25 protein-coding genes are annotated in these 25,939 nt (G+C 70.5%); 12 read left to right on the top strand and 13 right to left on the bottom strand.

Going from position 1 to position 25,939, the window contains the following annotated elements; all coding sequences use genetic code 11:
- Positions 1–11 precede the first annotated feature (11 nt).
- Positions 12–485 (bottom strand): VOC family protein, encoded by a 474-nt coding sequence (locus ACS5PM_RS08230; RefSeq protein WP_439387110.1) that lies wholly within the window; start codon positions 483–485, stop codon positions 12–14.
- Positions 486–645: 160 nt separating this feature from the next.
- On the opposite strand from ACS5PM_RS08230, the gene ACS5PM_RS08225 reads away from it, so the two are divergent.
- Positions 646–1,311, top strand: coding sequence for a glutathione S-transferase family protein (locus tag ACS5PM_RS08225; RefSeq protein ID WP_439387109.1), 666 nt, complete (start codon positions 646–648; stop codon positions 1,309–1,311).
- Between the two features lie 775 nt (positions 1,312–2,086).
- Here ACS5PM_RS08225 and ACS5PM_RS08220 read toward each other — a convergent pair.
- Positions 2,087–2,452 carry a hypothetical protein gene (locus tag ACS5PM_RS08220; protein WP_439387108.1) on the bottom strand — a complete coding sequence of 122 codons (366 nt, stop codon included), beginning with the start codon at positions 2,450–2,452 and terminating at the stop codon, positions 2,087–2,089.
- A gap of 7 nt (positions 2,453–2,459) precedes the next feature.
- On the bottom strand, positions 2,460–2,858 hold the full coding sequence (locus ACS5PM_RS08215) for a VOC family protein (protein ID WP_439387107.1): 399 nt from the start codon (positions 2,856–2,858) through the stop codon (positions 2,460–2,462).
- 42 nt (positions 2,859–2,900) lie between these two features.
- On the opposite strand from ACS5PM_RS08215, the gene lhpI reads away from it, so the two are divergent.
- Both lhpI and ACS5PM_RS08205 read left to right on the top strand, forming a co-directional pair.
- On the top strand, positions 2,901–3,842 hold the full coding sequence (gene lhpI, locus ACS5PM_RS08210; RefSeq protein WP_439387106.1) for a bifunctional Delta(1)-pyrroline-2-carboxylate/Delta(1)-piperideine-2-carboxylate reductase: 942 nt from the start codon (positions 2,901–2,903) through the stop codon (positions 3,840–3,842).
- Positions 3,839–4,498: a DNA alkylation repair protein gene (locus ACS5PM_RS08205; protein ID WP_439387105.1), complete on the top strand. Its 660-nt coding sequence runs from the start codon at positions 3,839–3,841 to the stop codon at positions 4,496–4,498. The genes lhpI and ACS5PM_RS08205 overlap by 4 nt, the downstream gene beginning before the upstream one ends.
- A gap of 28 nt (positions 4,499–4,526) precedes the next feature.
- Here ACS5PM_RS08205 and ACS5PM_RS08200 read toward each other — a convergent pair whose 3' ends face one another.
- Together ACS5PM_RS08200 and ACS5PM_RS08195 are read right to left on the bottom strand one after the other, a co-directional pair.
- A complete protein-coding gene (locus ACS5PM_RS08200) occupies positions 4,527–5,693 on the bottom strand; it encodes a sensor histidine kinase (protein ID WP_439387104.1) in 1,167 nt (388 codons plus the stop codon).
- Positions 5,683–6,249: a response regulator gene (locus ACS5PM_RS08195; protein WP_439387103.1), complete on the bottom strand. Its 567-nt coding sequence runs from the start codon at positions 6,247–6,249 to the stop codon at positions 5,683–5,685. The genes ACS5PM_RS08200 and ACS5PM_RS08195 overlap by 11 nt, the downstream gene beginning before the upstream one ends.
- A 101-nt stretch (positions 6,250–6,350) precedes the next feature.
- On the opposite strand from ACS5PM_RS08195, the gene ACS5PM_RS08190 reads away from it, so the two are divergent.
- From ACS5PM_RS08190 to ACS5PM_RS08160, 7 genes are all read left to right on the top strand, one after another.
- Positions 6,351–7,601: an efflux RND transporter periplasmic adaptor subunit gene (locus tag ACS5PM_RS08190; protein ID WP_439387102.1), complete on the top strand. Its 1,251-nt coding sequence runs from the start codon at positions 6,351–6,353 to the stop codon at positions 7,599–7,601.
- Entirely contained in the window at positions 7,598–8,281 is a 684-nt protein-coding gene (locus ACS5PM_RS08185; protein WP_439387101.1) for an ABC transporter ATP-binding protein, read from the top strand. The genes ACS5PM_RS08190 and ACS5PM_RS08185 overlap by 4 nt, the downstream gene beginning before the upstream one ends.
- Before the next feature lie 37 nt (positions 8,282–8,318).
- Complete coding sequence (locus tag ACS5PM_RS08180) at positions 8,319–10,751, top strand: FtsX-like permease family protein (protein ID WP_439387100.1); 2,433 nt, start codon at positions 8,319–8,321, stop codon at positions 10,749–10,751.
- A gap of 737 nt (positions 10,752–11,488) precedes the next feature.
- Positions 11,489–12,070, top strand: a complete 582-nt coding sequence (locus tag ACS5PM_RS08175; RefSeq protein WP_439387099.1) for a YceI family protein — start codon at positions 11,489–11,491, stop codon at positions 12,068–12,070.
- 231 nt (positions 12,071–12,301) lie between these two features.
- Entirely contained in the window at positions 12,302–13,639 is a 1,338-nt protein-coding gene (locus ACS5PM_RS08170) for a thiamine pyrophosphate-dependent enzyme (protein WP_439387098.1), read from the top strand.
- Between the two features lie 80 nt (positions 13,640–13,719).
- Positions 13,720–14,730, top strand: a complete 1,011-nt coding sequence (locus ACS5PM_RS08165) for an alpha-ketoacid dehydrogenase subunit beta (protein ID WP_439387097.1) — start codon at positions 13,720–13,722, stop codon at positions 14,728–14,730.
- A gap of 70 nt (positions 14,731–14,800) precedes the next feature.
- Complete coding sequence (locus ACS5PM_RS08160) at positions 14,801–16,153, top strand: dihydrolipoamide acetyltransferase family protein (RefSeq protein ID WP_439387096.1); 1,353 nt, start codon at positions 14,801–14,803, stop codon at positions 16,151–16,153.
- Between the two features lie 621 nt (positions 16,154–16,774).
- Here ACS5PM_RS08160 and feoB read toward each other — a convergent pair.
- Both feoB and ACS5PM_RS08150 read right to left on the bottom strand, forming a co-directional pair.
- Positions 16,775–18,670, bottom strand: a complete 1,896-nt coding sequence (gene feoB, locus ACS5PM_RS08155; RefSeq protein ID WP_439387095.1) for a ferrous iron transporter B — start codon at positions 18,668–18,670, stop codon at positions 16,775–16,777.
- A gap of 34 nt (positions 18,671–18,704) precedes the next feature.
- Positions 18,705–18,977, bottom strand: coding sequence for a FeoA family protein (locus ACS5PM_RS08150; RefSeq protein WP_439387094.1), 273 nt, complete (start codon positions 18,975–18,977; stop codon positions 18,705–18,707).
- 144 nt (positions 18,978–19,121) lie between these two features.
- On the opposite strand from ACS5PM_RS08150, the gene ACS5PM_RS08145 reads away from it, so the two are divergent.
- Positions 19,122–19,601: an aminoacyl-tRNA deacylase gene (locus ACS5PM_RS08145; RefSeq protein WP_439387093.1), complete on the top strand. Its 480-nt coding sequence runs from the start codon at positions 19,122–19,124 to the stop codon at positions 19,599–19,601.
- 283 nt (positions 19,602–19,884) lie between these two features.
- Positions 19,885–20,475 (top strand): nitroreductase family protein, encoded by a 591-nt coding sequence (locus ACS5PM_RS08140; RefSeq protein ID WP_439387092.1) that lies wholly within the window; start codon positions 19,885–19,887, stop codon positions 20,473–20,475.
- Between the two features lie 101 nt (positions 20,476–20,576).
- Here ACS5PM_RS08140 and ACS5PM_RS08135 read toward each other — a convergent pair whose 3' ends face one another.
- From ACS5PM_RS08135 to ACS5PM_RS08110, 6 genes are all read right to left on the bottom strand, one after another.
- Positions 20,577–21,377 carry an ABC transporter ATP-binding protein gene (locus ACS5PM_RS08135; RefSeq protein WP_439387091.1) on the bottom strand — a complete coding sequence of 267 codons (801 nt, stop codon included), beginning with the start codon at positions 21,375–21,377 and terminating at the stop codon, positions 20,577–20,579.
- 11 nt (positions 21,378–21,388) lie between these two features.
- A complete protein-coding gene (gene ntrB / locus ACS5PM_RS08130; RefSeq protein ID WP_439387090.1) occupies positions 21,389–22,309 on the bottom strand; it encodes a nitrate ABC transporter permease in 921 nt (306 codons plus the stop codon).
- Between the two features lie 43 nt (positions 22,310–22,352).
- Positions 22,353–23,618, bottom strand: a complete 1,266-nt coding sequence (locus tag ACS5PM_RS08125) for a CmpA/NrtA family ABC transporter substrate-binding protein (RefSeq protein WP_439387089.1) — start codon at positions 23,616–23,618, stop codon at positions 22,353–22,355.
- A gap of 256 nt (positions 23,619–23,874) precedes the next feature.
- Positions 23,875–24,504, bottom strand: coding sequence for an ANTAR domain-containing response regulator (locus ACS5PM_RS08120; RefSeq protein WP_439387088.1), 630 nt, complete (start codon positions 24,502–24,504; stop codon positions 23,875–23,877).
- A gap of 74 nt (positions 24,505–24,578) precedes the next feature.
- Positions 24,579–25,295 carry an anti-sigma factor gene (locus tag ACS5PM_RS08115; RefSeq protein WP_439387087.1) on the bottom strand — a complete coding sequence of 239 codons (717 nt, stop codon included), beginning with the start codon at positions 25,293–25,295 and terminating at the stop codon, positions 24,579–24,581.
- On the bottom strand, positions 25,296–25,925 hold the full coding sequence (locus ACS5PM_RS08110) for a sigma-70 family RNA polymerase sigma factor (protein ID WP_439387086.1): 630 nt from the start codon (positions 25,923–25,925) through the stop codon (positions 25,296–25,298).
- Positions 25,926–25,939: the final 14 nt, after the last annotated feature.

The raw sequence follows: 25,939 nt of genomic DNA, 5'->3' as shown, positions 1-25,939 counted from the left end.
AGTTCATCGCCTTACCGGCCGTCGAAGGCGGCCTGCAGCGCCGCGATGTCGAGCTTGCTCATCTGCATCATCGCGGCCATCGCGCGCTGGGCCTTGGCGGTGTCGGGGCTGTTGAGCATGTCCATCATGGCGCGCGGCACGATCTGCCACGACAGGCCGAACCTGTCCTTCAGCCAGCCGCACTGGCCGGTGGATCCGCCTTCGCTCAGGCGGGTCCACAGGCGGTCCACCTCGTCCTGGTCGACACAGTCCACCGCGATCGAGATCGCCTCGGTGAACGGGAACTGCGGCCCGGCGTTGAGGGCCAGGAACTCCTGCCCCTCGAGGACGAAGCGCATGGTCAGCACCCGGCCCTTGAGCGAGGGCACGGCGTCGCCGTAGTGCGTGACCTCGAGCACCTTGCCGTTCTTGAAGATCGACAGGTAATGCTCGACCGCCTCGTCGGCGTTGAAGTTGAACCAGAGGCAGGGGGTCAGCTTTTGCATGGAAGTCTCCTTCAGGGTGGATGAACGAAGCCGCTCTCGATGGCGTCCTGCGCAAAGAGTGCGACATCCGGCTGCGCCTGTCGATCCCGGCCCGGCTGGTTCGTCGTGAGAGCATCGGCGGTCACTCCGGCCGCCTGCCATCACACAAGGAGCTTCGATCGTGGCCCTGCTGCAGCTCTACTACCACCCCTTCTCGTCCTACAGCCAGAAGGCGCTGATTGCCCTTTACGAGAACGGCATCGTCTTCGAGCGCCAGGTGCTGGAGGGCCCTGACAGCCCGGCGTCACAGCGGCTGGCCGCGATGTGGCCGATGAAGCGGTTTCCGGTGCTGGTGGATGGCGAGCGGGTCATCCTCGAGGCCAGCTGCGTCATCGAGTACCTGCACCTGCACCGTCCCGGGCCGGTGCGGCTGATCCCCAGCGATCCGGACCAGGCACTGGAGGTGCGGATGATGGACCGCTTCTTCGACAACTACCTCGCCACGCCGCAACAGAAGGTCGTGTTCAACGCTCTGCGGCCTGCCGAGTCGCGCGATGCCTACGGCGTGCAGGAGGCGCGCGACATGCTCGAAACCGCTTACGCCTGGCTGGACCAGCGCATGTCCGATGGCCGGAAGTGGGCGGTGGGCGACACTTTCAGCCTGGCCGACTGCGGCGCCGCGCCGTTCCTGTTCTACGCCGACTGGACGCACCGCATCGGCGACGCCCATCCCCACGTCACCGCCTACCGCCGCCGCTTGCTGGCTCGCCCTTCCGTCGCCCGGGCGGTGGACGAGGCGCGGCCCTTCCGTCCCTACTTCCCGCTGGGGGCGCCGGACCGGGACTGAAGCACTCCCCCGTTCGCCCTGAGCGTGTCGAAGGGCCCATGTCACAAGAGGGCTTCGACAAGCTCAGCCCGAACGGGTGGGTGGGCGTGACCGGTGGCCCCCACTCCCCCGTTCACCCTGAGCGTGTCGAAGGGCCCATGTCACACGAGGGCTTCGACAAGCCCGGCCCGAACGGGCGGGTGGGCATGACCGGTGGCTCCTACTCCCCGTTCGCCCTGAGCCCGTCGAAGGGCCCATGTCACACGAGGGCTTCGACAAGCTCAGCCCGAACGGGTGGTGGGCATGACTGGTGGCTCCCACGCCCCCGTTCACCCGGAGCCTGTCGAAGGGCCCAGTCACACGAGGGCTTCGACAAGCCCGGCCCGAACGGGTGGGTGGGCATGACCGGTGGCCCCCACTCCTCCGTTCGCCCTGAGCCTGTCGAAGGGCCCATGTCACACGAGGTCTTCGACGAGCTCAGCCCGAACGGGTGGGTGGGCATGACCGGTGGCTCCCACTCCCCGTTCGCCCTGAGCCTGTCGAAGGGCCCAGTCACACGAGGGCTTCGACAAGCCCGGCCCGAACGGGTGGGTGGGCATGACCGATGGCCCCCACTCCTCCGTTCGCCCTGAGCCTGTCGAAGGGCCCATGTCACACGAGGGCTTCGACGAGCTCAGCCCGAACGGGTGGGTGTGCATGACCGGTGGCTCCCACTCGCCGTTCGCCCTGAGCCTGTCGAAGGGCATGCCACGCCACGATTCGACGAGCTCGACCCGAGGGCCGGGTCAGGCCCCACTCACTGCACCACCGTCTCCCGCTCGCTCCTGCGCAGCGCGAAGCGGCAATGGCAGTGCGGGCAGACCATGCGCTCGCCGATGACGATGTCGTAAGGCGCGAACTGTCGAACGAGCTGGGCGAGGTTGGGCGAGTTGGCGATGGTCGCGACGAAGAACAGGCGCCTGCAGCACCACGGGCAGAACAGCGTCCATCCCAGCAGCAGCGCCACGGCGATCGAGACCCCGCCGATGACCAGGGCGATCGGCGTGAAAGGCCGCAGCGGCTTCACTGCGAACAGGCCCACGGCGATCAAGGCGGCCCAACTCGCCACCGCAATGCCGATGGCCACGGCCTTGACGCGCTTGACTTCGTGGTGAGCCTGCACGGCGGGCCTAAGCGGACATGCTCGCCGGCCCGCGCAGGCCGATGCAGTTGCCCCACGGGTCGCGAACCTGGCACATGCGCTGACCGTATTCGATGTCGCCGGGACCTCGATAGAGGGTCGCCCCGAGCGCCAGCAGGTGGGCCAGCGAAGCGTCGAAATCCGGTGTGTGCCAGTAGACGACGGAGCCGGCGGGCGCGTTCGAGACCTTCTCGTCGGCCGGCACGATCTCCAGCATCACGCCGCCGACATCCAGGTACTCGAGCGGCGCCGGTTCGGCCAGGCGCCGGCGGGTTGCGCCAGGCAGGGCCTGCTCGTACCAGCCCAGGGCCCGCTCCACCTCGGGCACATGGACGAGCACGGCAAGGATCGGCTTCGTTGCAACGATCCGGGGTGGATGGCCGCTCATGAAGGTCCTGATGGTCGACGGATGCCGGGCATCATAGGGTGCATGCGCTGGATCGACACCCCCACGACTCGTGCCGCGTTGCCCTTCGACCGCCTGGTGGCGGCGCTGCGCGAGCGCTTCGCCCTGGGCTGCGAGGTGCCGGCGCGCCAAGTGCTAGAGATCGATGCACCTGAAACCGGCACGGCACTGACTTCGCTGGTCATGCCGGCCTGGGTGCCGGGGGAGTGCTACGGCGTCAAGGTCGTCAACGTGGCGCCCGGCAATGCGGCGCTCGGCCTGCCTGGCCTGCATGCGAGCTACCTGCTGCATGACGCGGTGACCGGCGTACCGCTGGCACTGATGGACGGCGACGAGATCACCGCCCGCCGCACCGCGGCCGCGTCGGCCCTGGCGGCGTCCTACCTGGCCCGCGCCGACGGAGCGCATCTGCTGGTGGTCGGTGCCGGCCGCGTGGCGGCGCTGCTGCCGGCGGCCTACCGTGCCGTGCGGCCCATCGAGCGCGTGACCGTGTGGGCGCGCGACGCCGCCAAGGCGGATCGGCTGGCGGCTCAATGGCGCGGCGAAGGCCTGGACGCGCGAGCCGTCACCTCGCTGGAGCAAGCGGCGGCGCAAGCCGACATCGTGAGCTGCGCCACGCTGTCCACCGAGGCGCTCGTGCAAGGCACCTGGCTGCGGCCGGGGTCGCACCTCGACCTCATCGGCAGCTTCACGCCCGCCATGCGCGAGGCCGACGATGCCTGCTTCGCCGGTGCCCGAGTGTTCATCGACACGGACGAGGCACTGCGCAAGAGCGGTGACCTGCTCGGCCCCATCGCCGCGGGTATCTTCGGCCCTGCCGATGTGCAAGGCACGCTGGACAACCTGTGCCGCGGCACCGCCGAGGGCCGCCGCACGCGCGACGAGCGCACCGTCTTCAAGTCGGTCGGCACGGCGCTCGAGGACCTGGCCGCGGCCATGCTGGTGTGGCAGTCGCTGAAGGCATGAGGGTCACCCTCGAAGAGGCGCTCGGCCGCCTGCGTGCGCAGGCCCGGCCCGAGGTGCTGGCCAGCATGGCGCGATTCGGCATGAACCCCGAGCGGCGGCTGGGCTGGTCGATCCCCGCACTGCGCCGGCTGGGGCGCGAGATCGGCCGCGACCACACGCTCGCGCTCGAGCTGGTCGACACCGGCATCCCGGATGCGCAGATCCTGGCCGCCTACATCGCCGAGCCCGCGAAGTTCAGCGTCGCGCAGATGAACCATTGGGTGAGCCGCCTCAACGCCTGGGACAGCTGCGACCAGGCCTGCAGCAACGCCTTCGCGCGCTCGCCGCTGGCCTGGGCGCGCGTGCCGGCCTGGGCCGCGCGCACGGCCGAGTTCGAACGCCGCGCCGCCTTCGCCTTGATCGCTGCGCTCACGGTGCACGACAAGACGGCAAAGGACGAGCAGCTCATCGCCTTTCTACCGCTCATCGCAGCGGCCGCCGATGACGAACGCAACTTCGTGAAGAAGGCGGTCAACTGGGCGCTGCGGCAGATCGGCAAGCGCAACCCGGCCCTGCGCGCCGAGGCCATCGCCTGTGCCGAGAGACTGCGAGAAAGCAACTCCCGCCCCGCACGCTGGATCGCAGCGGATGCGCTGCGCGAGCTGCGGCGGGCTTGACCCTGTCTTGGGCCGCACGGGGTGCGGCTCAGAAACTCAGCACGAAAGCCGCCCCGCCTTCCAGCGGCCGCACGTGGCGCACCCGGCCGCCCATGCCGTGCACCAGCTGCCGCACGACGGTCAGGCCGATGCCCTGGCCGCCTTCGCGGGCGCTGAAGAAGGGCAGGAAGATCTGGCGCTCCAGGCCGGGCGGGACGCCGGGGCCGTTGTCGCGCACGCTGATCTGCAGCCGCCCGCCGCGGCCCTGGCGGGCCTGCACCCACAGGCGCGGCGCCGGCTGCGCAGCGGTCGCCTGCTCGGCGTTGGTGAGCAGGGCCAGCAGCGCCTGCTCCAGCTGACCCTCGTCGGCCTGCAGGCGCAGGCCCGGCGAGGCCAGCTCGAAGCGCGCCACGCCGCCGCGCGCCGTCCACGCCGGCGAGACGAGCTGCTGCAGGCGTGCGAACAGGGCCTGCAGATCCACCGGCGCCAACACCGGCGCGGGCCAGCGGCTCACCTGGCGGTAGGTCTGGACGAACTCGGCCAGGCTGCCGGCCCGCAGTGCGATGGCGTTCAAGGCGGTGCGCAGGTCGGCTTCGCTGCCGGGCTCGTCGAGCAGGCCGATGGCCGTCTCGCTCAGGCTGCGGATGGGCGTGAGCGAGTTCATGATCTCGTGCGTCAGCACCTGCACCAACTGCTGCCAGGCCTGCAGCGACTCCTGCTCCAGCTCGCGCTCCAGCGGCACCAGCACCAGCAGCGCCTGCTCGCGGCCGTCGATGGCGAGGAGCTGCCGGCGCAGCTGCCACCGCTCGCTGCCCCGCTCGGTGTCCAGCAGCACCGGGCCGCCGGCGGTGGCGCATCGCAGCAGCTCGTGCAGGGCGGCCCGGTCGCGCACGCTGCCGGGGGCTTCCAGCCGGCGGGCGCGGCTGGTCAGCGCCTGGAGGCGGTCGTCGGTCTGCACCCAGGCGGCGGCGGGCAGGTGTTCGAGCTGGGCTTGCAGCAGGGCGAGGCGATGGGTGTCAGGCGGCGGCTCGGGCTCGGGGGGCGTCGCAGGCGCGGGCTGGCGCCGCGTGAGCGTCCAGCCTGTCGCCACGCCCGCCACCGCCAGCACGGCCGCGCCCGTCCAGAGGCGGGCCGACCCGCCGGCCGCCGCGGCCATCGCACCCGCCCCGGCCAAGGCCACGGCCGCGCCCAGGGCGCGCAGCCGCTCAAAGCCCATGCTTGTCCAGCCGTCGGTAGAGCGCGGCGCGCGACAGGCCGAGCAGGCGCGCCGCCGCGCTGAGGTTGCCCTGGGCCTCGCTCATGGCGGCCAGCACGGCGGCGCGCTCCTGCACGGCGAGCGAGCGCACGGGCTCGGCGGGCGCGGGGGGCGTGTCGGGCATTGCGGTGGGCTGCGCGCGCTGCAGGGCCTCGCGGCAGGTGGCGACGAGCTTCACGTTGTCCCAGGGCTTGGTGACGAAGTCGTAGGCCCCGCGCCGCAGCGCCTGCACGGCCAGCTCGATGTCGGCGAAGGCCGTCATCACGATCACCACCGGCGGCTGCGGCCGCGCCTGCACCTCGTCAAGCAGGCGCAGGCCCTGCGCGCCGTCGGTGCGGCCCGGGCCGAAGTTCAGGTCGAGCAGCAGCAGCTCGTATCGCCGCTGGTCCAGGGCCGGCAGCAGCTCGGCCGGGCGGCGCAGGCAGGTGACCGGCGCCACGCGGCGCTGCAGCAGCAACTGCGCGGCCAGGCCCACGTCGGGATCGTCGTCCAGCAGGAGGATGGAGGCATCGGGCACGCGCGCATCTTCGCAGGCGCCCGCGCGGGCGGGGCAGGGGACTGTCCGGAAGCGGACAAGCCCCTGGTCATGGCAGCCCGGCGGGGCGACGCTGGCGGCCGATGAGCTCCAGCCCCACAGCCCTGCCTGCCAGCGGCGCCGCGATGGACCGCGCCCTGCCGCAGCCGCGCCGCCTCGCGTGGCGCCTCGGCGTGCCGGCGCTCGCCGTGGTGGCGGCCGGCTTGCTGGTCGCATGGCGGCCCTCGGCCCTGCAGACCGTCGCCACGCCGCAGCTCGCCGCGGCGCACTGGGGCGAGTTCCGCGACGAGCTGGCGCTGCGCGCCCGCGTCGAGCCCCTGCGCTCGGTGCAGCTCGACGCGCCGGAGGCCGGTCGCGTCGAGGCGGTGCTGGCCCACGATGGCGACGTGGTGGCGGCCGGTGCGCCGCTGTACCGCCTGCACAGCCCGGAGCAGGAGCAGCTGCTGATGCAGCGCGGCGCCGAGGTCGCGCAGCAGATGGCCAACGTGTCGGTCCAGCGCAGCGCGCTGGCCGCCAGCCTGTCGACCAACCGCCGCGAGCTCGCCCAGCTGCAGGCGGCGCAGCAGCAGGCCGAGGCCGATCACCGCCGCCAGCAGCAACTCGCCGCCGCCGGCTTCGTCTCGCCGGCCGTGCTGGAGCAGGCCGAGCGGCAGCACCGGCTGGCGACCGCGCTGCTCGAGCAGACCCGCCTGGACCAGCAAGCCGAGGCCGAGACGCGGCGGCAGTCGCTCGACGAGATGGCCCGCGCCGTGCAGGGCCTGCAGCAGGGCCTGGCGCTGCTGCAGCATTCGCGCGAACGGCTGTTGCAGCGCGCGCCCATCGCCGGCCAGCTGAGCGGCTTTCAGCTGCAGGTCGGCGCGAGCGTGAAGCCGGGCGACCGGCTGGGCCGCATCGACGATCCCGCCGGCGGCGTCCAGCTGGTGGCGGAGGTCGACGAGTTCCACCTGCCGCGCCTGCATCCCGGCCTCTCGGCCACCAGCCCCAGCGGGGAGCTGACGCTGGCGCAGACGCTGCCGCAGGTGCAGGCCGGCAAGGTGCGCGCGCTGCTGCGCTGGGTCGAGGGTGCGAGTTCGCCGCACGGCTTGCGCCCCGGCCAGGCGCTGGAGCTGCGCCTGCAGCTGGATCGCCCCTCGAAGGCGCTGCTGCTGGCCGAGGGCCCTGGCGTGCAGACGACGCTGTACGTCCGCGAAGGGCACGAGTTGCACCGCCGCCAGGTCCGCCTCGGCCGCCGCGCCGCCGGCCAGGTCGAAGTGCTGGCCGGCCTGCAGCCGGGCGACGACGTGCTGATCTCCCCACCCCCCGACACCGAAGCCGAGCGCTTCGCCCTGCCATGATCGAACTCCAGTCCGTGACCAAGCGCCACCGTGCGGGCGACATCGAAACCACTTCGCTCGACGCCATCGACCTGCAGATCGAGGCCGGCGAGTACGTCGCCGTCACCGGCCCTTCGGGCTGCGGCAAGTCCACGCTGCTCGCCCTGCTGGGCCTGTTGGACCAGCCCAGCAGCGGCCGCTATCGCCTGCAGGGCGAGGAGGTCACCGGCCGCAGTCCGCGCGAGCTGGCCGCCATCCGCCGCGGGCGCATCGGCTTCGTGTTCCAGAGCTTCAACCTCATCGACGAACTGACGGTGCACGACAACGTGCAACTGGCGCTGCGCTACGGTGGCCTGCCCGACAAGGCCCAGCGCGCCCGCGTGGCCGAGGTGCTGGAGCGCCTGGGCCTGGCGCACCGCGCCGCCCACCATCCCAGCCAGTTGAGCGGCGGCCAGCAGCAGCGCGTGGCCATCGCACGGGCCATCGCTGCGCGGCCCGCGCTGCTGCTGGCCGACGAGCCGACCGGCAACCTCGACAGCGCCCACGGCCAGGAGGTGATGCGCCTGCTTCGCGAGCTCAACGACGACGGCACGACGGTGGTGATGGTCACCCACAGTGCCGAGCACGCCGCGCTCGCGTCACGCAGCATCCGGCTGCTCGACGGGCGGGTGCTGGTGGATGCGCAGGAGGTGTATGCATGAGGCGTGAACGGTCGGCCCGCCGGGCCAAGGGGGTCGCATGAAAGCCTTGCTCGCCGACGCCCTGAACGGCCTGCGCCATCGCCGCGCGGCCACGCTCGTCTCGATGGCCGGCCTCACGATGGCCCTGGCCGCCTGCCTGCTGATCGCGCTGCTGGCGATTGCTTTCGCGTCCGTCGATCCGGGCATCCCGGAGCCCGAGCGGATCGTGCTGCTCGACTTCAAGGGCAACCCGCCCGGGCAGCCGAGCCCCTGGTTCACCTCGTCGCCCGTCTCGTTCGGCACGATGCTGAAGGAGCGCAACGTGCCGCTGGAGTTCATCGCGCGCACCCGTCACGAGGGCATGGACGTGTCGATCGGCGACCGGATCGAGCAGGTCTTTCCGCTGGTGGCCGACCCGGACATCGTGCCGCTGTTCGGCCTGAAGGCGCTGGCCGGCGACCTGCGCGCCACGCTGGCCAGCCGCAACGGCGTCGCCGTCACGCCGCACCTGGTGCGCCGGCTGTGGGGCGAGCTGCTGCCGGCCCAGGCCATGGGCAAGACACTGGACGTGCGCGGCACGATCTACACGGTGACTGCGGTGATCCCCGAGTTCGACGTCCGCCATCCGCTCGACAACGGCGCCATGGTCGGCCGCCCGCACGACCTGCTCGCCGGCTTCGACTCGCTGGCCAACTCGCAGGCCGAGTCCGACCGCCGGGCGATCTACCTGGTCAATGGTCGGGTCTATGCCCGGCTGAAGCCCGGCGTGTCCGCCGAGCAGGTGGGCGGCTGGATACGCGAGGCCTTCATGGCGAGCCCCGCGTATGCCGAGCTGCCGCCCGACTGGCGCACCGGCCGCGAGGCCGCGTACTTCCGCGGCCTGCCATTGACGCGTCTGCCCTTCGAAGGCGAAGGCAACGAGCTGACGTGGCGGCTCGCCGCCGCGCTCTCGGCTGCGGGGGCGCTGTTGCTGCTGCTCGCGGCCTTCAATCACATGAACCTGCAGGCCGCGAGCCTGCTGCAGCGCCAGCGCGAGACGGCACTGCGGCGCAGCCTCGGCGCCGATGACCTCGCGCTGCTTCGCCTGTGGGGTCTGCAGGCGCTGCTGCCGCTGTTGGCCAGTGCCGCTGGCGCCCTGCTGCTGACTTGGTGGGTGGCGCCTGCGGTGGCCGGCTGGATGGGCTTGCCGGCGGCGCTGCCGGTGGCGGATCCGCTGCCGCCGATCGCGCTGGCCGGCCTGGGCGCGACCGTGCTCGTGCTGTGGCCGCTGACCCTGGCGGCGCCAGCCTGGCTGGCCCTGCGCCGCCCGCCCGCGCCGGCGCTGCAGGGCCGCACGGCGAGCGAGGGGCCCTGGGGCAAGCGCGTGCGCCAGGCGCTGCTGGCCGTGCAGCTCGGCGGCGCGCTGATGCTGCTCTCGCTGGCCGGCGTGCTGGCCCTCCAGCAACAGCATCTGCTGCAGGCTGACCGTGGCTTCGACACGCGCAACCGCCTGTGGTTCGGCGTGCTGATCAACCCGGAGCTCGTCCCCAACCTCGACGCCTTCACGGCCGCGCTCGAGCACCATCCGGGGGTGCTGCACTGGGCCATGAGCGAGATGCGCCCCGCACGCGACACCGAGGGCCAGCAGGAGCTGATCGTGGGTCCGGGCCGGCAGCGCCAGGTGCTGCGCCTGAGCAAGGTCTCGGCGGGCTTCTTCGACACCTGGGGCATGACGCTGCTGGCCGGGCGTCCGCAGGTCGGGCATGGGGAGACGACGATGGTGATCGATGCCAAGGCCGCGCGCCTGCTCGGCTTCGCCACCCCGCAGGCCGCGGTGGGGGCGCAACTGCGGGGTGGCGGCGGCTACCTGCAGGAGGGCGAAGAGCTGCGCCGCGTGGTGGCGGTGGTGAAGGACGTGAAGCTCGAATCGGCGCGCGACCCCGCGCTGCCGCAGGGTTTCGTGCTGACCGACAAGCCTCAGTGGGACCTGGGCATCCACGGCACCGACCTGCAGGCGCTGCACAAGGCGGTGGAGGAGCTCTGGGCGGCCCACGGGCCCAAGGTCCCGCATGTCGTGCAGTCGGCCGACGAGCAACGCGGCGAGATCTACCGGCGGGAGGCCCAGTTCACCACGCTGCTGGCCGCGGTGGCCGTGCTGGCGGTGGGCGTGGCGATGCTCGGCGCCTATGCGCTGGTGGCCGACACCTTGCGGCGCCGCCGCACGGAGCTCGTCCTGCATCGCCTGCACGGCGCCGGCCACGCGGCCATCGCGCGCCAGGTGGCTGCGGAGTTCGCATGGCCCTTCCTGCTCGCCGCGGTGGTCGGTCTGCCCCTGGCGGCTTGGCTGGGCGAGGTCTACCTTTCGGGCTTCGTGGAGCGGGTCTCACCGGCGCTGGGGCTGGTCGTTCCGTTGGCAGCGGCGGCGCTCGCGACACTGCTGACGACGGTGCTGGCCCTGCTGCGCCACCTGCGCCTGGCATTGGCCTTGCGGCCGGTGGAGGCGCTGCAGTGAGATCGCTTCTGTCGAACGACCCGGGGCATCGATGGGCTTCGACAGGCTCAGCCCGAACGGGGAAGGTGGCTCAGCCCGAACGGGGGAGATGGGTGCAGTCTGGTGGGGGATGGCAGCGGTCAGCACCCCACCACCGTTCACCCTGAGCCTGTCGAAGGGCCCGGTGCGCGAGGCTTCGACAGGCTCAGCCCGAACGGGGAGGGTGGCTCAGCCCGAACGGGGGAGATGGGTGCAGTCTGGTGGGGGATGGCAGCGGCCAGCACCCCACCACCGTTCACCCTGAGCCTGTCGAAGGGCCCGGTACGCGAGGCTTCGACAAGCTCAGCCCGAACGGGGAGGGTGGCTCAGCCCGAACGGGGGAGACGGGTCCAGTCCGGTCGGGGGTGGCAGCGGCCAGCACCCCACCACCGTTCACCCTGAGCCTGTCGAAGGGCCCGGTGCGCGAGGCTTCGACAGGCTCAGCCCGAACGGGGAGGGTGGCTCAGCCCGAACGGGGGAGATGGGTGCAGTCTGGTGGGGGATGGCAGCGGCCAGCACCCCACCACCGTTCACCCTGAGCCTGTCGAAGGGCCCGGTACGCGAGGCTTCGACAGGCTCAGCCCGAGCGGAAAGGCGAGCTCAGCCCGAGCGGAAAGGCGAGCTCAGCCCGAGCGGTGCAGTGGAGGTTCCCTCGCTTGCGCCGAAGCAAGGCAAAGTCGGTACTCACGGAAATCCTGACAGCCTTCTCGACCATGCCCTTGCCATCTCTTCCCCACCTTGTCGCCATCACGGGCCTTTGCTCCAGCCTGTTCGCCCAAGCCGCGCCGATCACCTACGAGATCGACCCCCAGCACACCTACCCCAGCTTCGAGGCGGACCATCTCGGCGGCGTGTCGGTCTGGCGCGGCAAGTTCGAGAAGACCTCGGGCCAGGTGGTGATGGACCGGGAGGCCGGCAACGGCGGGCTCGACATCGTCGTGGAGATGGACAGTGTCGACTTCGGCCTGGCCCAGATGAACGCGGTGGCCAGGGGGCAGGAGATCTTCGATGTCGAGCGCTTCCCGCAGGCACGCTTTCGCGGCCAGCTCGAAGGCTTTGCCAACGGGGCGCCCACGCGTGCGGTGGGCGAGCTGACGCTGCATGGCGTCACGCGTCCGCTGACACTGGAGATCCGCTCTTTCAAATGCGTGCCGCATCCGCTGTTCAAGCGCGAGCTGTGCGGCGCGGATGTCTACGGCACGCTGCAGCGCGACCAGTTCGGCCTCGAGGCCGGCAAGAACTGGGGCTTCAGGATGGAAGTCGGCTTGCGCATCCAGGTCGAGGCCTTGGCCGTGCGTTGAACATCGGCACGCCTGCCGTGCCATAGGGGTTCTCCGCCATAGGAGTCCTCCGAATCCGGGCCTTGCGCGATGGGCAGGGTCAATCGATCCCGGGCAAACTGGGTCGCGACCGGCCGCAGGGGCAACACCCCGTCGCTGCGTGCCGGGGCGCATCCTTCTTCCTGACCCGGGAGGTCGACTTGTCGTTGCTCATTTCGCGCTGCGCCGGCGGCGTGGTGACTGGAGGCTGCCATGCCGAAACGATCCGCTGCCCTTGAGACCCTCGCGCCTGAAGCGCCGGCCTCATCGCCTGCTGCCGTGCCCGCACCGCCGGCCGCGTCGGCCCCCCGCTACGACCCCGGCCCCTTGCGGCTGTACGTGCCCGAGCCCACCGGCCGGCCGGGTCATGCGACCGATTTCTCCTTCCTTCGCCTGGCGCCCGCCGGCGCCGCACCTCGCCCGCCGCTCGATGTGTCTCCTGCCGACACCTACGAGCTCGCCGGCTCGCTGGTGCGCGTGCTGGACGACGACGGCCGCGCGGTCGGGCCGTGGGCGCCGGAGGTCCCGGCCGAGGACCTGAAGCGGGGCCTGCGCGCGATGATGAAGACGCGCGCCTTCGATGCGCGAATGCTCATCGCGCAGCGGCAGAAGAAGATCTCGTTCTACATGCAGTGCCTGGGCGAGGAGGCGATCGCCATCGCGCATGCGCAGGCGCTTCGGCAAGGCGACATGTGCTTCCCGACCTATCGCCAGCAGGGCCTGCTGCTGTGCCGCGACGACATCGACCTGGTCGAGCTGATGTGCCAGCTCATGTCGAACGAGAAGGACCCGGTCAAGGGCCGCCAGCTGCCGGTGATGTACTCGTACAAGCGGGCCGGCTTCTTCACCATCTCGGGCAACCTCGCGACGCAGTTCATCCAGGCGGTGGGCTGGGCCATGGCCTCGGCTATCAAGGGCGACACCCGGATCGCCTCGGGCTGGATAGGCGACGGCTCCACCGCCGAGAGCGACTTCCACACCGCGCTCACCTTTGCCCACGTCTACCGCGCGCCGGTCATCCTCAACGTGGTCAACAACCAGTGGGCGATCTCCACCTTCCAGGCCATCGCCGGCGGCGAGGCGAGCACCTTCGCCGCGCGCGGCGTGGGGTGCGGCATTGCCTCGCTGCGGGTCGACGGCAATGACTTCCTCGCGGTGCTGGCGGCCTCGCGCTGGGCGGCCGAGCGTGCGCGCTCCAACCTCGGCCCGACGATGATCGAGTGGATCACCTACCGCGCGGGTGCGCACTCCACTTCCGACGATCCTTCGCGCTATCGGCCGACCGGGGACTGGCAGTGCTTCCCGCTCGGCGACCCCATCGCACGGCTGAAGAGGCACCTCGTGGTGCTGGGCGTGTGGTCCGAGGAAGAGCATTCCGCCACCCAGCGCGAGGTCGAGACGGAAGTCGCTGCCGCGCAGAAGAAGGCTGAAGCCCACGGCACGCTGCACGACGGCCACATCCCGCCGATCGAGAGCATGTTCGAGGACGTCTACAAGGAGATGCCGCCGCACCTGCGCGAGCAGCTCGCCCAAGTGAAGCGGGGGGACTAGGACATGAGCCCCCAGCAAGTTCCACTGGCGCCCCCCGAGGGGGTGCGGCCCTCCCCAGGGGCGGCCCGTCCGGAGGTCCCATGCAGATGACCATGATCCAGGCCCTGCGCTCGGCGATGGACGTGATGATGGAGCGCGACGACAACGTCGTGGTCTACGGCCAGGACGTCGGCTACTTCGGGGGTGTCTTCCGCTGCACCGAAGGCCTGCAGAACAAGTACGGTCGGCAGCGCGTGTTCGATGCGCCGATCAACGAAGGCGGCATCGTCGGCTCGGCGATCGGCATGGCGGCCTATGGCCTGCGGCCGGTGGTGGAGGTGCAGTTCGCCGACTACGTGTATCCGGCGTACGACCAGATCGTCTCCGAGGCGGCTCGGCTGCGCTACCGCTCGGCCGGCGATTTCACCGCGCCCGTGACCATCCGCATGCCCTGCGGCGGCGGCATCTACGGTGGGCAGACGCACAGCCAGAGCCCGGAGGCGCTGTTCACGCACGTGTGCGGCATCCGCACCGTGATGCCCAGCAACCCGTTCGATGCCAAGGGCCTGCTCATCGCCTCGATCGAGTGCGACGACCCGGTGATCTTTCTCGAGCCGAAGCGCCTGTACAACGGCCCCTTTGACGGCCACCCCGAGCGGCCGGTGGTGCCCTGGTCGACCCATCCCGCGAGCGAGGTGCCCGAAGGCCACTACACCGTGCCGCTGGAGTCGGCGGCCATCGTGCGCGCCGGCAGCGACCTCACGGTGATCACCTACGGCACGATGGTCTACGTGTGCCAGGCGGCGGCGGACGAATCCGGCATAGATGCCGAGATCATCGACCTGCGCAGCATCTGGCCGCTGGATCTGCCCACGCTGGTGCAATCGGTGCAGCGCACCGGCCGCTGCGTCATCGTGCACGAAGCGACGCGCACCAGCGGCTTCGGCGCCGAGCTCACGGCCCTGGTGCAGGAGCACTGCTTCTATCACCTCGAGGCCCCCATCGAACGCGTGGCCGGCTGGGACACGCCCTATCCGCATGCCCAGGAGTGGGCCTACTTCGCCGGGCCGGCCCGCGTGGCAGCCGCCTACCGGCGGGTGATGGAACCATGATGAGCAGCAGCGCAAGGACGTTCCCGGGCGGATCGCTTAGAGGCCTCACGCGCGCCGCAGGGGTTGAGCCATGAACGTGATCAGCCATGTGATCAAGATGCCGGACCTCGGCGAAGGCATCGCCGAGGTCGAGCTGGTGGCCTGGCACGTCAAGCCGGGCGACATGGTCGCTGAGGACCAGATCCTCGCCGACGTGATGACCGACAAGGCGACGGTGGAGATCCCGTCGCACGTGGCCGGCCGCGTCGAGGCCCTGGGCGGCGAGGTCGGGCAGACGATGGCGGTGGGCTCGGAGCTGATCCGCATCGCCTCGACCGACGGTGCCGCCGCGCCGCCTGAGCGCGCCAAGGCCTCGGCCCTGCCCGCCCCGCCGGTGGCGCAGCTGCAGGTGCCGTCTCCGCCGTCAGCGCCCCTGCAATCGCCTTTGCCTTTGCCTGTGCCGACGCCGAAGCGCGCAGAAGCGCCGGCGTCGGTTCGGCCGCCGGAGCCCCTGCCCGTCCCTCAGCGCCGGCCCATCGCCTCGCCCGCCTTGCGCGAGCGCGCCTGGTCGCTCGGCGTGGATCTCACGCACGTCCCGGGCACCGGGCCGGCGGGCCGCATCATGCAGCGCGACCTGGACGAGTTCATCGCCCGGCACGGCGCACCCGGCCGCCCGGCCAGCGCGCCGCTGGCACCCGCTGCCGCCGAGCCGCCGCCGGTGCGCGCCCGCGTGGCCGTCGGCGGGGATGTGACCGAGCAGATCAAGTTCGTCGGCCTGCGCCGCAAGATCGCCCAGCGCATGCAGGAGGCCAAGCGCCGCATCCCGCATTTCAGCTATGTCGAAGAGCTGGACGTGACCGAGCTGGAGGCACTGCGCGAGCGCCTGAACGCCCGCCACGGCGCGGCCCGTGGCAAGCTCACGTTGCTGCCCTTCCTGGTGCGCGCGATGGTGGTGGCGCTGCACGACTTCCCCGACCTGAACGCCCGCTTCGACGACGAGGCGGGCGTGCTCACGCGGCACGCCGCGGTGCACCTGGGCATTGCGACCCAGACGGAGGCCGGACTGATGGTGCCGGTGCTGCGGGATGCCCAGGCGCACGACCTTTGGGGCAACGCTTCGGAGATCACCCGCCTGGCGGAGGCGGCGCGGTCCGGCCGCGTGGTGCGCGACGAGCTCTCGGGCTCGACCATCACCATCACCAGCCTGGGCAAGCTCGGCGGCATCGTCACCACGCCGGTCATCAACATGCCCGAGGTTGCGATCGTCGGCGTCAACCGCATCATCGAGAAGCCGGTGATCCGCTCGGGCGCCGTCGTGCCCCGGCTGACGATGAACCTGTCCTCGTCCTTCGACCACCGCGTGGTCGACGGCATGCAGGCCGCGGCTTTCGTGCAGCGGCTGCGCGAACTGCTGGAGACGCCAGGCTTGCTCTTTGCGGAATAGCCGGTGCTCGGTGCAGGGCTTCGACAGGCTCAGCCGGAACGGCAAACACCCCGTTCACCCTGAGCTTGTCGAAGGGCCGACTGGCACCAAGGCTTCGACAAGCTCAGCCCGAACGGGGAGGTGAGCTCAGCCGGAACGAAAAGCACTCCGTTCACCCTGAGCTTGTCGAGGGGCCGACTGGCACCAAGGCTTCGACAAGCTCAGCCCGAACGGGGGGTGAGCTCAGCCGGAACGGAAAACACTCCGTTCACCCTGAGCTTGTCGAAGGGCCGACTGGCACCAAGGCTTCGACAAGCTCTGCCCGAACGGGGAGGTGAGCTCCCCCGGAACGGAAAACACTCCGTTCACCCTGAGCTTGTCGAAGGGCCGACTGGCACCAAGGCTTCGACAAGCTCAGCCCGAACGGGGAGGTGAGCTCAGCCGGAACGAAAAGCACTCCGTTCACCCTGAGCTTGTCGAGGGGCCGACTGGCACCAAGGCTTCGACAAGCTCAGCCCGAACGGTGGGGGGAGCTCAGCCGGAACGAAAAACACTCCGTTCACCCTGAGCTTGTCGAAGGGCCCGCGGGCACATCGGGGAGACTCCGACAAGCTGGAGATTGAACGGCGAGGGATGAGAGGCCTATCCCCCGAGCGCCACGGCTATGCGGTAGGTGGCGAAGGAGGCGAGCCAAGCCAGCGCGAACAGGCCGCCGGCCACCAGCGCCGGCGCTCGCCAGCCGCCGCTCTCCCGGCGCAGCGTGGCGAGTGTCGAGATGCACTGCGGCGCGAACACGTACCAGACGAGCAGCGACAGGGCCGTGGCAAGGCTCCACTGGCTCGCGATCAACGGGGCGAGGGCCTGCGCGGTGTCGTCACCGGTAGCGGACAGCGCGTAGACCGTGCCCAGCGCGCTGACCGCGACTTCACGCGCTGCCAGGCCCGGCACCAGCGCGATGCAGATCTGCCAGTTGAAGCCTATCGGCTCGAACAGCGGGACCAGCGCCTGCCCGAGCCGCCCGGCCAGGCTGTACTCGATCGCCGGGCCGGTGGCGCCGGCCGGCGGCGCCGGGAAGCTCGCCAGGAACCACAGCACGATGCTGAGCGTCAGGATGATGCCGCCCACGCGGCGCATGAAGATCTCGGCCCGCTGCCACAGCCCCAGCGCCAGGTTGCGCGCCGAAGGCCAGTGATAGTTGGGCAGCTCCATCATCAGCGGCCGCACCTGCTGCCCATCTTTCGTGAAGCGCTTCAGGATCCAGGCGATCACCGCCGCGCCGCCGATGCCCGCCACGTAGAGCGCGAACAGCACCAGCCCGCGCAGGCCGATGCCGCCGGCCAGGATGCGTTCGGGGATGAAGGCGCCAATGAGCAGCGCATACACCGGCAGCCTCGCCGAGCAGGTCATCAGCGGGGCCAGCATCATCGTCAGGCGCCGGTCGCGTGGATCCGCGATGCTGCGCGTGGCCATGATGCCGGGGATGGCGCAGGCGAAGCTCGACAGCAGAGGGATGAACGAGCGGCCGGACAGGCCCACCTTGCCCATCAGCCGGTCGAGCAGGAAGGCCGCGCGTGGCAGGTAGCCTGATTCTTCCAGCGCAAGGATGAAGAAGAACAGGATCAGGATCTGCGGCAGGAAGACCAGCACGCCGCCGGCGCCGGCGATCACGCCGTCGACCACCAGGCTGCGCAGCGGGCCTTCGGGCAACAGCGCGCCGGCCTGTTCGCCCACCCACGCGGTGGCCGACTCGATCCAGCTCGTGGGCGCCTCGCCGCCCAGGAACACCGCCTGGAACATCACGAAGAGCACGAAGGCGAGCAGCAACGGGCCGGCGACCGGATGCAGCACCACGGCGTCTATGCGGTCGGTGGCGGTGTGGGGCAGGAGCTCGTCGAGCTCGAGCTGGCGCAGGATGTCTCGCACGGCAGCGTGGTCGCCGCCGGGGTGGTGGGCCGGGTCTTGCGGGGGCGGCGCGGCGGGATCGCGCGGCAGCTCCCAGGCTTGCTGGTCAGCAAGCAGGGAGCGCAGCGCGGCATCGCCGTTCTGCGCCACCGCGACGGTGGCCACCACCGGCACGCCGATCGCTGCGGACAGCGCGTGCGGGTCGATGTGCAGGCCGCGGCTGGCGGCCTGGTCGGCCATGTTCAGGGCGACCACGCAGCGCAGGCCCAGCCGCTTGACGGCCAGCACCAGGCGCAGCGTCCGGCGCAGGTTGGTGGCGTCGACCACGCAGACGACGAGGTCGGGCCGCTTCTCGCCGCGGGCCTGGCCGCGCAGCACGTCGGTGGTCACCCGCTCGTCCGGCGAACGGGGCTGCAGGCTGTAGGTGCCGGGCAGGTCGAGCACGCGCAGGGCCTTGCCCGCGGGCGTGATGTGGCGGCCCTCCTTGCGCTCGACGGTGACGCCGGCGTAGTTGGCCACCTTCTGGCGGCTGCCGGTCAGGCGGTTGAACAGGGCCGTCTTGCCGCAGTTCGGATTGCCCACCAGCGCGACCAGCGGGCCGCCGCGATGGACGTGGACGACGGCCGACGCGGTCACGCTTGCGCCCCCTGGCCTGCGGGCCGGACAACGCTCATCGGCGCGCGACCTCGCGCCAGACGCGGATGCAGGCCGCTTCCGCCCGCCGCAGGGCGTAGGTCGAGCCCCCTACGCGCACGCACAGCGGGTCTCCGCCCGGGCGAGCGCGCGACAGCAGGCGCACCGGCTCGCCGGGTTCGAAGCCAAGCGAAGTCAGCCAGGCCGTCCAGGCGGACAGCTCGTGCGGCGGCGACACCTCGGCCACCAGGGCCTGGTCACCCGGCTCGAGATCGTCCAGGGATGCGGAAACGGGGGTAGGGGCGCGCATGGGGTTTTTGCGCATCTTAATGCGACTGGTTCTCATTATTGTTGATCCAGGGCAAAGATGCGAGCCCCCTGTCCGGCAGGAAGTCCACTTTCGGTTGATCGGGCGCAAACTTCGGCTCGCGAACCACGGACCGTGGAGGCTGTCATGTCGATTCCCTTGCGTGTCACCAGCTATCTGGAACATCACGGCGTGCGCTACGAAGTCTGCGCCCACGCCTACAGCCGCACCAGCGCCCAGACGGCGCGCCAGGCGCACCTGCCGCCGCACCTGCTGGCCAAGTCGGTGCTGATCGAGGATGAAAAGGGCTGCGTGCTGGCCGTGCTGCCGGCCGATCGGCAGGTCAGGCTCGGGCAACTCGCCAAGCTCCTGGGCCGCCACGACCTGCACCTGGCGGACGAGGCGAGGGTGGCCGACGTGATGAGCGGCTGCCTGCGGGGGGCGGTGCCCGCCGTCGGCATGGCCTGGGGCCTGGAAACGGTGGTCGACGACGAGTTGGCCGGCAACGAGGTCGTCTATTTCGAGGCTGGCGACCACGAGCGCCTGCTGCGCATGACGCGCGACCAGTTCGCCGCGCTCATGCGTGACGTACGCCATGGCCGTATCGCCGGCGAGCCGACGCATTGAGGTCGACCCCAACGCCCCCTTCCGGGGGCTGCCCCCGGGGCCTGCCAAGGGCCCCCTTCGGGGTCCTGGGGCTCGCGCAGCGGACCGGGTGAATGAGGCCCCCACGCCCCCGCGGGGGCTGCCCCCCAAGGGGGCTCGCGCAGCGGACCGGCAAAGCCGGATCCGCGCACGCCCTTGAAAACGGCCGGTGCTTCGCGCGGCCGAAAAACGGGCCCCAAGCGGCGGTCCTGCGACGACTGAGCCAGCGCAATAAGCACGGGCAGGCGGCGCCACAATCGGCGCCATGCCGGATGCTGATGCCCCGTTGCCCGCCGACCTGCTGGCCGCCCTGGCCAATCGCCACTCGGTCGGTCCCAAGTACCTCGTCGAGCCGGCGCCCAGCGACGAAGAGATCGCCCGCGCGGTGACCATCGCGCTGCGGGCGCCGGACCATTCAGGCCTGCAGCCTTTTCGCTTCGTCCTGGTGGGCGCCGATCAGCGCGACGACCTGGCGAGCCTGTTCGCCGAAGGCGCACGGCTGCGCGGCCAGTCGCCCGGCGAGATCGAGCGCGCCCGCGAGCGCGCGCACAACGGCCCTGCGTTGGTGGCCCTCGTGGTGCGCCTGCGCGAGGGCGTGGCTGACGTCCCTCTGCGGGAGCAGTGGGTCAGCGCCGGTGCCGGGCTGATGAACTTCCTCAACGCCTTGCACTTGATGGGCTATGGCGCCAAGACCTTGAGCGGCGCCTCGGTCGACGACCCGCCGGTTCGCGACGCCTTCTGCCGCGAAGGCGAGTCGCTGCTGTGCTGGATCGTCTGCGGCACAGCGCGCGAACGCCCGAAGCCGCGCTACGCGGCCGATCTTTCGGCCGCGCTGGAACGCTGGACGGGCGCCTAGGGGAGCCGTCTGACGAACTGGAGCCCCTTCCTGGAGGGGCTAGTGGGATCCACATTCAGCCATCGGCTAGGAATTCGAGCGGCTTCCTGCCGCTGGGGTCCCTATGCCGCCAGCGTCTCCACGTGCGCGTGGCGGGTGTAGAGGAAGTCGATCACCGCCTTGCGCGCATGCACGTAGACCGGGTCTTCGGCGAGCGCCACGCGATCGCGCGGCCGCGGCAACTCGACCTTCAGGATCTCGCCTATCGTGGCCGACGGGCCGTTGGTCATCATCACGATGCGGTCCGACAGCAGGACCGCCTCGTCGACATCGTGCGTGACCATCACCACGGTGCTCTTCGTGCGAACCACGATCTTCAGCAACTCGTCCTGCAGGCGTGCGCGGGTCAGCGCATCCAGCGCGCCGAAAGGCTCGTCCATCAGCAGCACCTTGGGCTCCATCGCCAGCGCGCGGGCGATGCCGACGCGCTGCTTCATGCCACCCGAAATCTCGTGCGGCCGCTTGTGCGCGGCGTGGTGCATGCCCACCAGGTCCAGCGCCGCGTCGGTGCGTGCTTTCAGCTGCGCCTTGGCCTCCTTGCCGGCGAAGACGCGTTCGACCGCCAGGTAGACGTTGTCGAAACACGAGAGCCACGGCAGCAGCGAGTGGTTCTGGAACACCACCGCGCGCTCCGGCCCCGGCGCCGTGATCTCGCGGTTGTCGCACAGCAGGGCGCCGGCCGTGGGCCTGAGCAGGCCGGCGATCAGGTTCAGCAGCGTCGACTTGCCGCAGCCGGAGTGGCCGATGAGGCTGACGAACTCGCCTTGCTCGACCTTCAGGTGGATGTCGCGCAGTGCCTGGAACGGGCCCTTGGCCGTCTGGAAGGTGACCTCGGCGCCGTGGATGTCAATGAACGAAGACATGGTCGTGGACCTCACTCGAAGGAGAAGCGACGGGCCAGCAGCATCAGCGCCTGCTCCAGCAGCAGCCCGACGATGCCGATCACGAAGATCGCGATGATGATGTGCTGGACGTTGAGGTTGTTCCACTCGTCCCAGACCCAGAAGCCGATGCCCACGCCGCCGGTCAGCATCTCGGCCGCGACGATCACCAGCCACGCCGTGCCCACCGAAAGCCGCACGCCGGTGAGCATGTAGGGCAGCACGGCCGGCAGCAGGATGCGCGTGACGACCTTCCACTCCGACAGGTTCAGCACCTTGGCGACGTTGAGGTAATCCTGCGGCACGCGCTGCACGCCCACCGCGGTGTTGACCACCATCGGCCAGATCGAGCAGATGAAGATGGTCCAGATCGCGGCCGGGTTGGCGCTCTTGAAGACCAGCAGGCCGATCGGTAGCCAGGCCAGCGGCGACACGGGCTTGAGCAGGCTGATCAACGGGCTGACCATCCGGCTGGCGAACTCGAAGCGGCCGATGATGAAGCCCAGCGGGATGCCCACCAGCGCGGCCAGGCCGAAGCCCAGGGCTACACGCTGCAACGAGTTCAGGATGTTCCAGCCTATGCCCTGGTCGTTGGGGCCGTTGCGGTAGAACGGGTCGGCAAAGAGCGTGACGGCGGCATCGAAGGTGGCACGCGGTGTGGGAAAGGAGCCGCCCTTCTGCGTGAGCAGGGCCCAGATGCCGACCAGCAGCGCGAGGCCGAGCACCGGTGGCAGCACGGCCATCCACATGCCACGCCAGTTGAAGGGCGTGCGGGCCGGCTTCTTCGCGACGGCGGGCGGCGTGGAGACTGGTGCGGCCGCCGGTGCAGGCCGCACGGCAGGAGCGGGCGAGGGCGAGGGCGAGGCCGCCTCGGCAGCGGCACTCATCGGCGAATGGAACACGGCGCTGACCATGGGGTGTAGTCCTCCAGCGAGAGTTGAAGCGGGCCGGCCACGTTCAGGCGCGGACCTTGAAGCTGTCGGCGTACTTGGCCGGGTCCTTGCCATCCCAGACCACGCCGTCGATGAACTTCGAGCTGCGCATCGGGTCCTTCGGCACGCTGACCTTCAAGCCCGCGGCGGCCTGCTTGTAGAGCTCGACCTGGTTGATCTGCTTCGCCACGCCGAGATAGTCGGGGTGGTCCTTCAGCAGGCCCCAGCGCTTGTGCTGCGTGAGGAACCACATGCCGTCGGACAGGTACGGGAAGTTCACCGCCCCGTCGTTGAAGAACTTCATGTGGTTGGGGTCGTCCCAGGTCTTGCCCAGGCCGTTCTGGTAGCGGCCCAGGATGCGCTGGTTGATCGCGTCGACGCCGGTGTTGACGTAGGCCTTGTCGGCCACGACCTCGGCCATCTTCATCTTGTTGGACAGGCTCGCATCTATCCATTGGCCGGCCTCGAGCACGGCCATCATCACCGCGCGGCAGGTGTTGGGATACTTCTTCGCGAACTCGCCGGTGGTGCCCAGCACCTTCTCCGGGTGGTCCTTCCAGATGTCCTGGGTGGTGACGGCGGTGATGCCGATGCCGTCCATGATTGCGCGGTGGCCCCAGGGCTCGCCGACGCAGTAGCCGTCCATGTTGCCCACGCGCATGTTGGCCACCATCTGCGGCGGCGGCACGGTGATCACCTTGGCGTCCTTCATCGGGTTGATGCCGACGCTGGCCAGCCAGTAGTACAGCCACATCGCATGGGTGCCGGTCGGGAAGGTCTGCGCGAAGGTGTACTCGCGCTTGTCGGTGCCCATCAGCTTGGCGAGAGAAGCGCCATCGACCGCGCCCTTGTCGGCCAGCTTCTTCGACAGCGTGATGGCCTGCCCGTTGTTGTTCAGCGTCATCAGCACGGCCATGTCCTTCTTCGGGCCGGACACGCCCAGGTGCACGCCGTAGACCAGGCCGTACAGCACGTGCGCCATGTCGAGCTCGCCGTTGACCAGCTTGTCGCGCACGCCGGCCCACGAGGCCTCCTTGGTCGGGACGATCTTCACGCCGTACTTCTTGTCGAAGCCCAGCACCGAGGCCATCACCACCGAAGCGCAGTCGGTCAGCGGGATGAAGCCGATCCTGACCTCTTCCTTCTCCGGCTTGTCCGAGCCTGCTGCCCAGGCGCGGGTCGAGGGCAACCCGCCGGCCGCCGCGCCGACGGCGACGGCCGAGGCCGCCTGCAACATGCGGCGTCGTCCGAGATCGGTGGCACCAGGGGAAGAAAGGGCGGGGGCGTGCATCGGCGGTCCTCGAAAAGGCAAAAAAAGAGGCGCCCGACGGCATGACCCTCGAGGGCCGGCCGGCGGACGCCTTTGTCCAGAAAAACCTAGGAAGTCAGTGCAACCAGATCGTGTGGCCCTTCGTTGGGTCACGCCTTTTCATTCGCAAGGCCTATGCCAGGTCTTGTGGCCCGGTGAGGCCGGCGCACCGACGGTCTTCGCACCAAGCACGATGGCTCTTGACGGTGCGCCGCACCAAACGCGGGCACGCCGAGGGTCAGGCGAACAGATCAGCCAACTCGAGGAGGCGGCGGGCGACCTCGTGGATGGTCAGGCTCTGGTTCATCGCCGTCTTGCGCAGGCGCGCGTAGGCCTGCGGCTCGGGCAGGCCGTGGCGCTGCATCAGCAAGGCCTTGGCGCGGTCGACGACCACGCGTTCGGCCAGCTGGCCCTTGGCGCGCGCCAGTTCGCCGCGCAGGCTTTGCTCGTGCTCGAAGCGGGCGATGGCCACGTCGATGATGGGCCGCACGCGCTCGGGGGCGAGGCCGGCGACGACGTAGGCGACGACGCCGGCGGCCACCGCTTCGCGCATGTGCGTCGGGTCGTGCTCCTCGGTGAAGAGCACGATGGGCCGCGGCGCATCGCGCGTGGCCCAGACGACGTGTTCGATGGCGTCGCGTGCGCCGCTCTCGGCATCGACGATCAGCACGTCCGGCGCGAGCGCGGCGAGCTTGTCGGGCAGCTGCGAATCGGCGCCGAGCACGCCGGCGATCTGGTAGCCGCCCACGCGAAGGCCATGCACCAGGTCACGCAGGCGCAGCGCCTCGTCCCAGCCGTCGGAATCGGCCAGGTCGGGCACGTGGGCCGACAAGGTGATGACGGCCAGGCGCAGTTCCGGGGTGCTCACGCGCGCACTGTATGCAAGTTCCGCACCTCCGAGGGGGCTGGTGCTCCCCGACGGGGCGCGGCATGCACCATCCGTCACGACTCCAGCTTGCCGACGGAGATGATGGGACCGGTCGGTGCGCCCGTCGGCGAGCCGCCGGCCGGCTCGATGCTGACGGCGAAGGCGGCGGTGTTGCGCAGCAGCTCGGTGCGGATGACGGTGGTGGCACCTTGCGCGGCCACTACGCCGAGCGAGCGCGGCGCCCCCTGGCCGGGCACGGCCCAGAGCTCCAGCGCGCGTTGTGGATCCAGCGCGACCGCGTCGATGGGCTTGAGCACCAACCCGCGGCCGTCCGCACTGACGCTCGCCACGAAGCGGACCTTGGACAAGGCGCCTGCTGCGGCGGCATCGGCCGGCGACAGCACCACCACGAGCGGCGGCTGCACCGGCTTAGGCAGGCCAAGCGCCACGCCCAGCGCCAGTGCAACAGCGGTGGCGAGGCCGGTCGCGGCGCGCCAGGGCAATACGCGCTGCCACCAGCCGGCGGGCGCCAGTGCCGAGGGTTCGTGGGCCGCACGCTTCTCGGCAAACAGCCGAGCCTCTATGCCCTGCCACACCCGGGCCGAGGGCTCGACGGGCAGGATGCTCGCTGCCAGGGGCACGAGCGCGCCCTGCCAGCGGATGACAGCGGCGCGAAGGGCCGGATGCGCGGGCAGCAAGGCGTCGAAGCGACGCCTCGCCGGCCCGCGCAAGGTGCCCAGCACGTACTCGGCGGCCAGGCGATCGGCCAGGGGAGCGCGGAAGTAGTTCATTCAGGCCGTCCCCACCGGATCGATCGCCCCGGCCCGTTCCAGGCACTGGCGCAGTGCCAGCAGCCCGCGCCGCGCCCAGCTTTTCACCGTGCCCAGCGGCTGGCGCAGCTGCGCCGCGACCTCGGAATGCGACAGGCCCTGGTAGAAGGCCAGCGCCAGTGTCTGCTGCTGCTCGCCGGTCAGGCCCTTCAGGCACACGCCGACGGCCCGTGCCTGCACGGCCTGGCCCAGCAGCTCCATCGGGCCGTGGTCTTCGCTGGCGAACTGGTCGAGCAGGTCCTCGTCGGCGTCTTCCGCGCCGGCACGGCTGGTCACCCACTGTGGCTCGGCCTGGCGGCGGCGCAGGCTGTCGATCGCGCGGTGGCGGGCGATGGAGGTCAGCCAGGTCATCGCTTGCGCGCGCTGGACATCGAAGCTGCCGGCGGCGCCCCATATCTTCACGTAGATCTCCTGCAACAGGTCCTCGGCTTGGGCCCGGTCCCTGTTGATACGGAGGACGACCCCCAGCAGATGCGCGGCGGTCTGCTGGTAGAGCGTGGCAAATGCCGCACGGTCGCCGAGCGAAACACGGGCCAGCAGGGCGGCCAGCGCTTCGGCGCGCTGGGCGGCATCGGGTGCGGTAGCAGGCATCGGGCGAATTCCAG

The organism is Ideonella flava, assembly GCF_051857595.1.
Classification (GTDB): Bacteria; Pseudomonadota; Gammaproteobacteria; order Burkholderiales; family Burkholderiaceae_C; genus Ideonella.
This window is presented reverse-complemented; position numbering and strand designations above follow the sequence as displayed.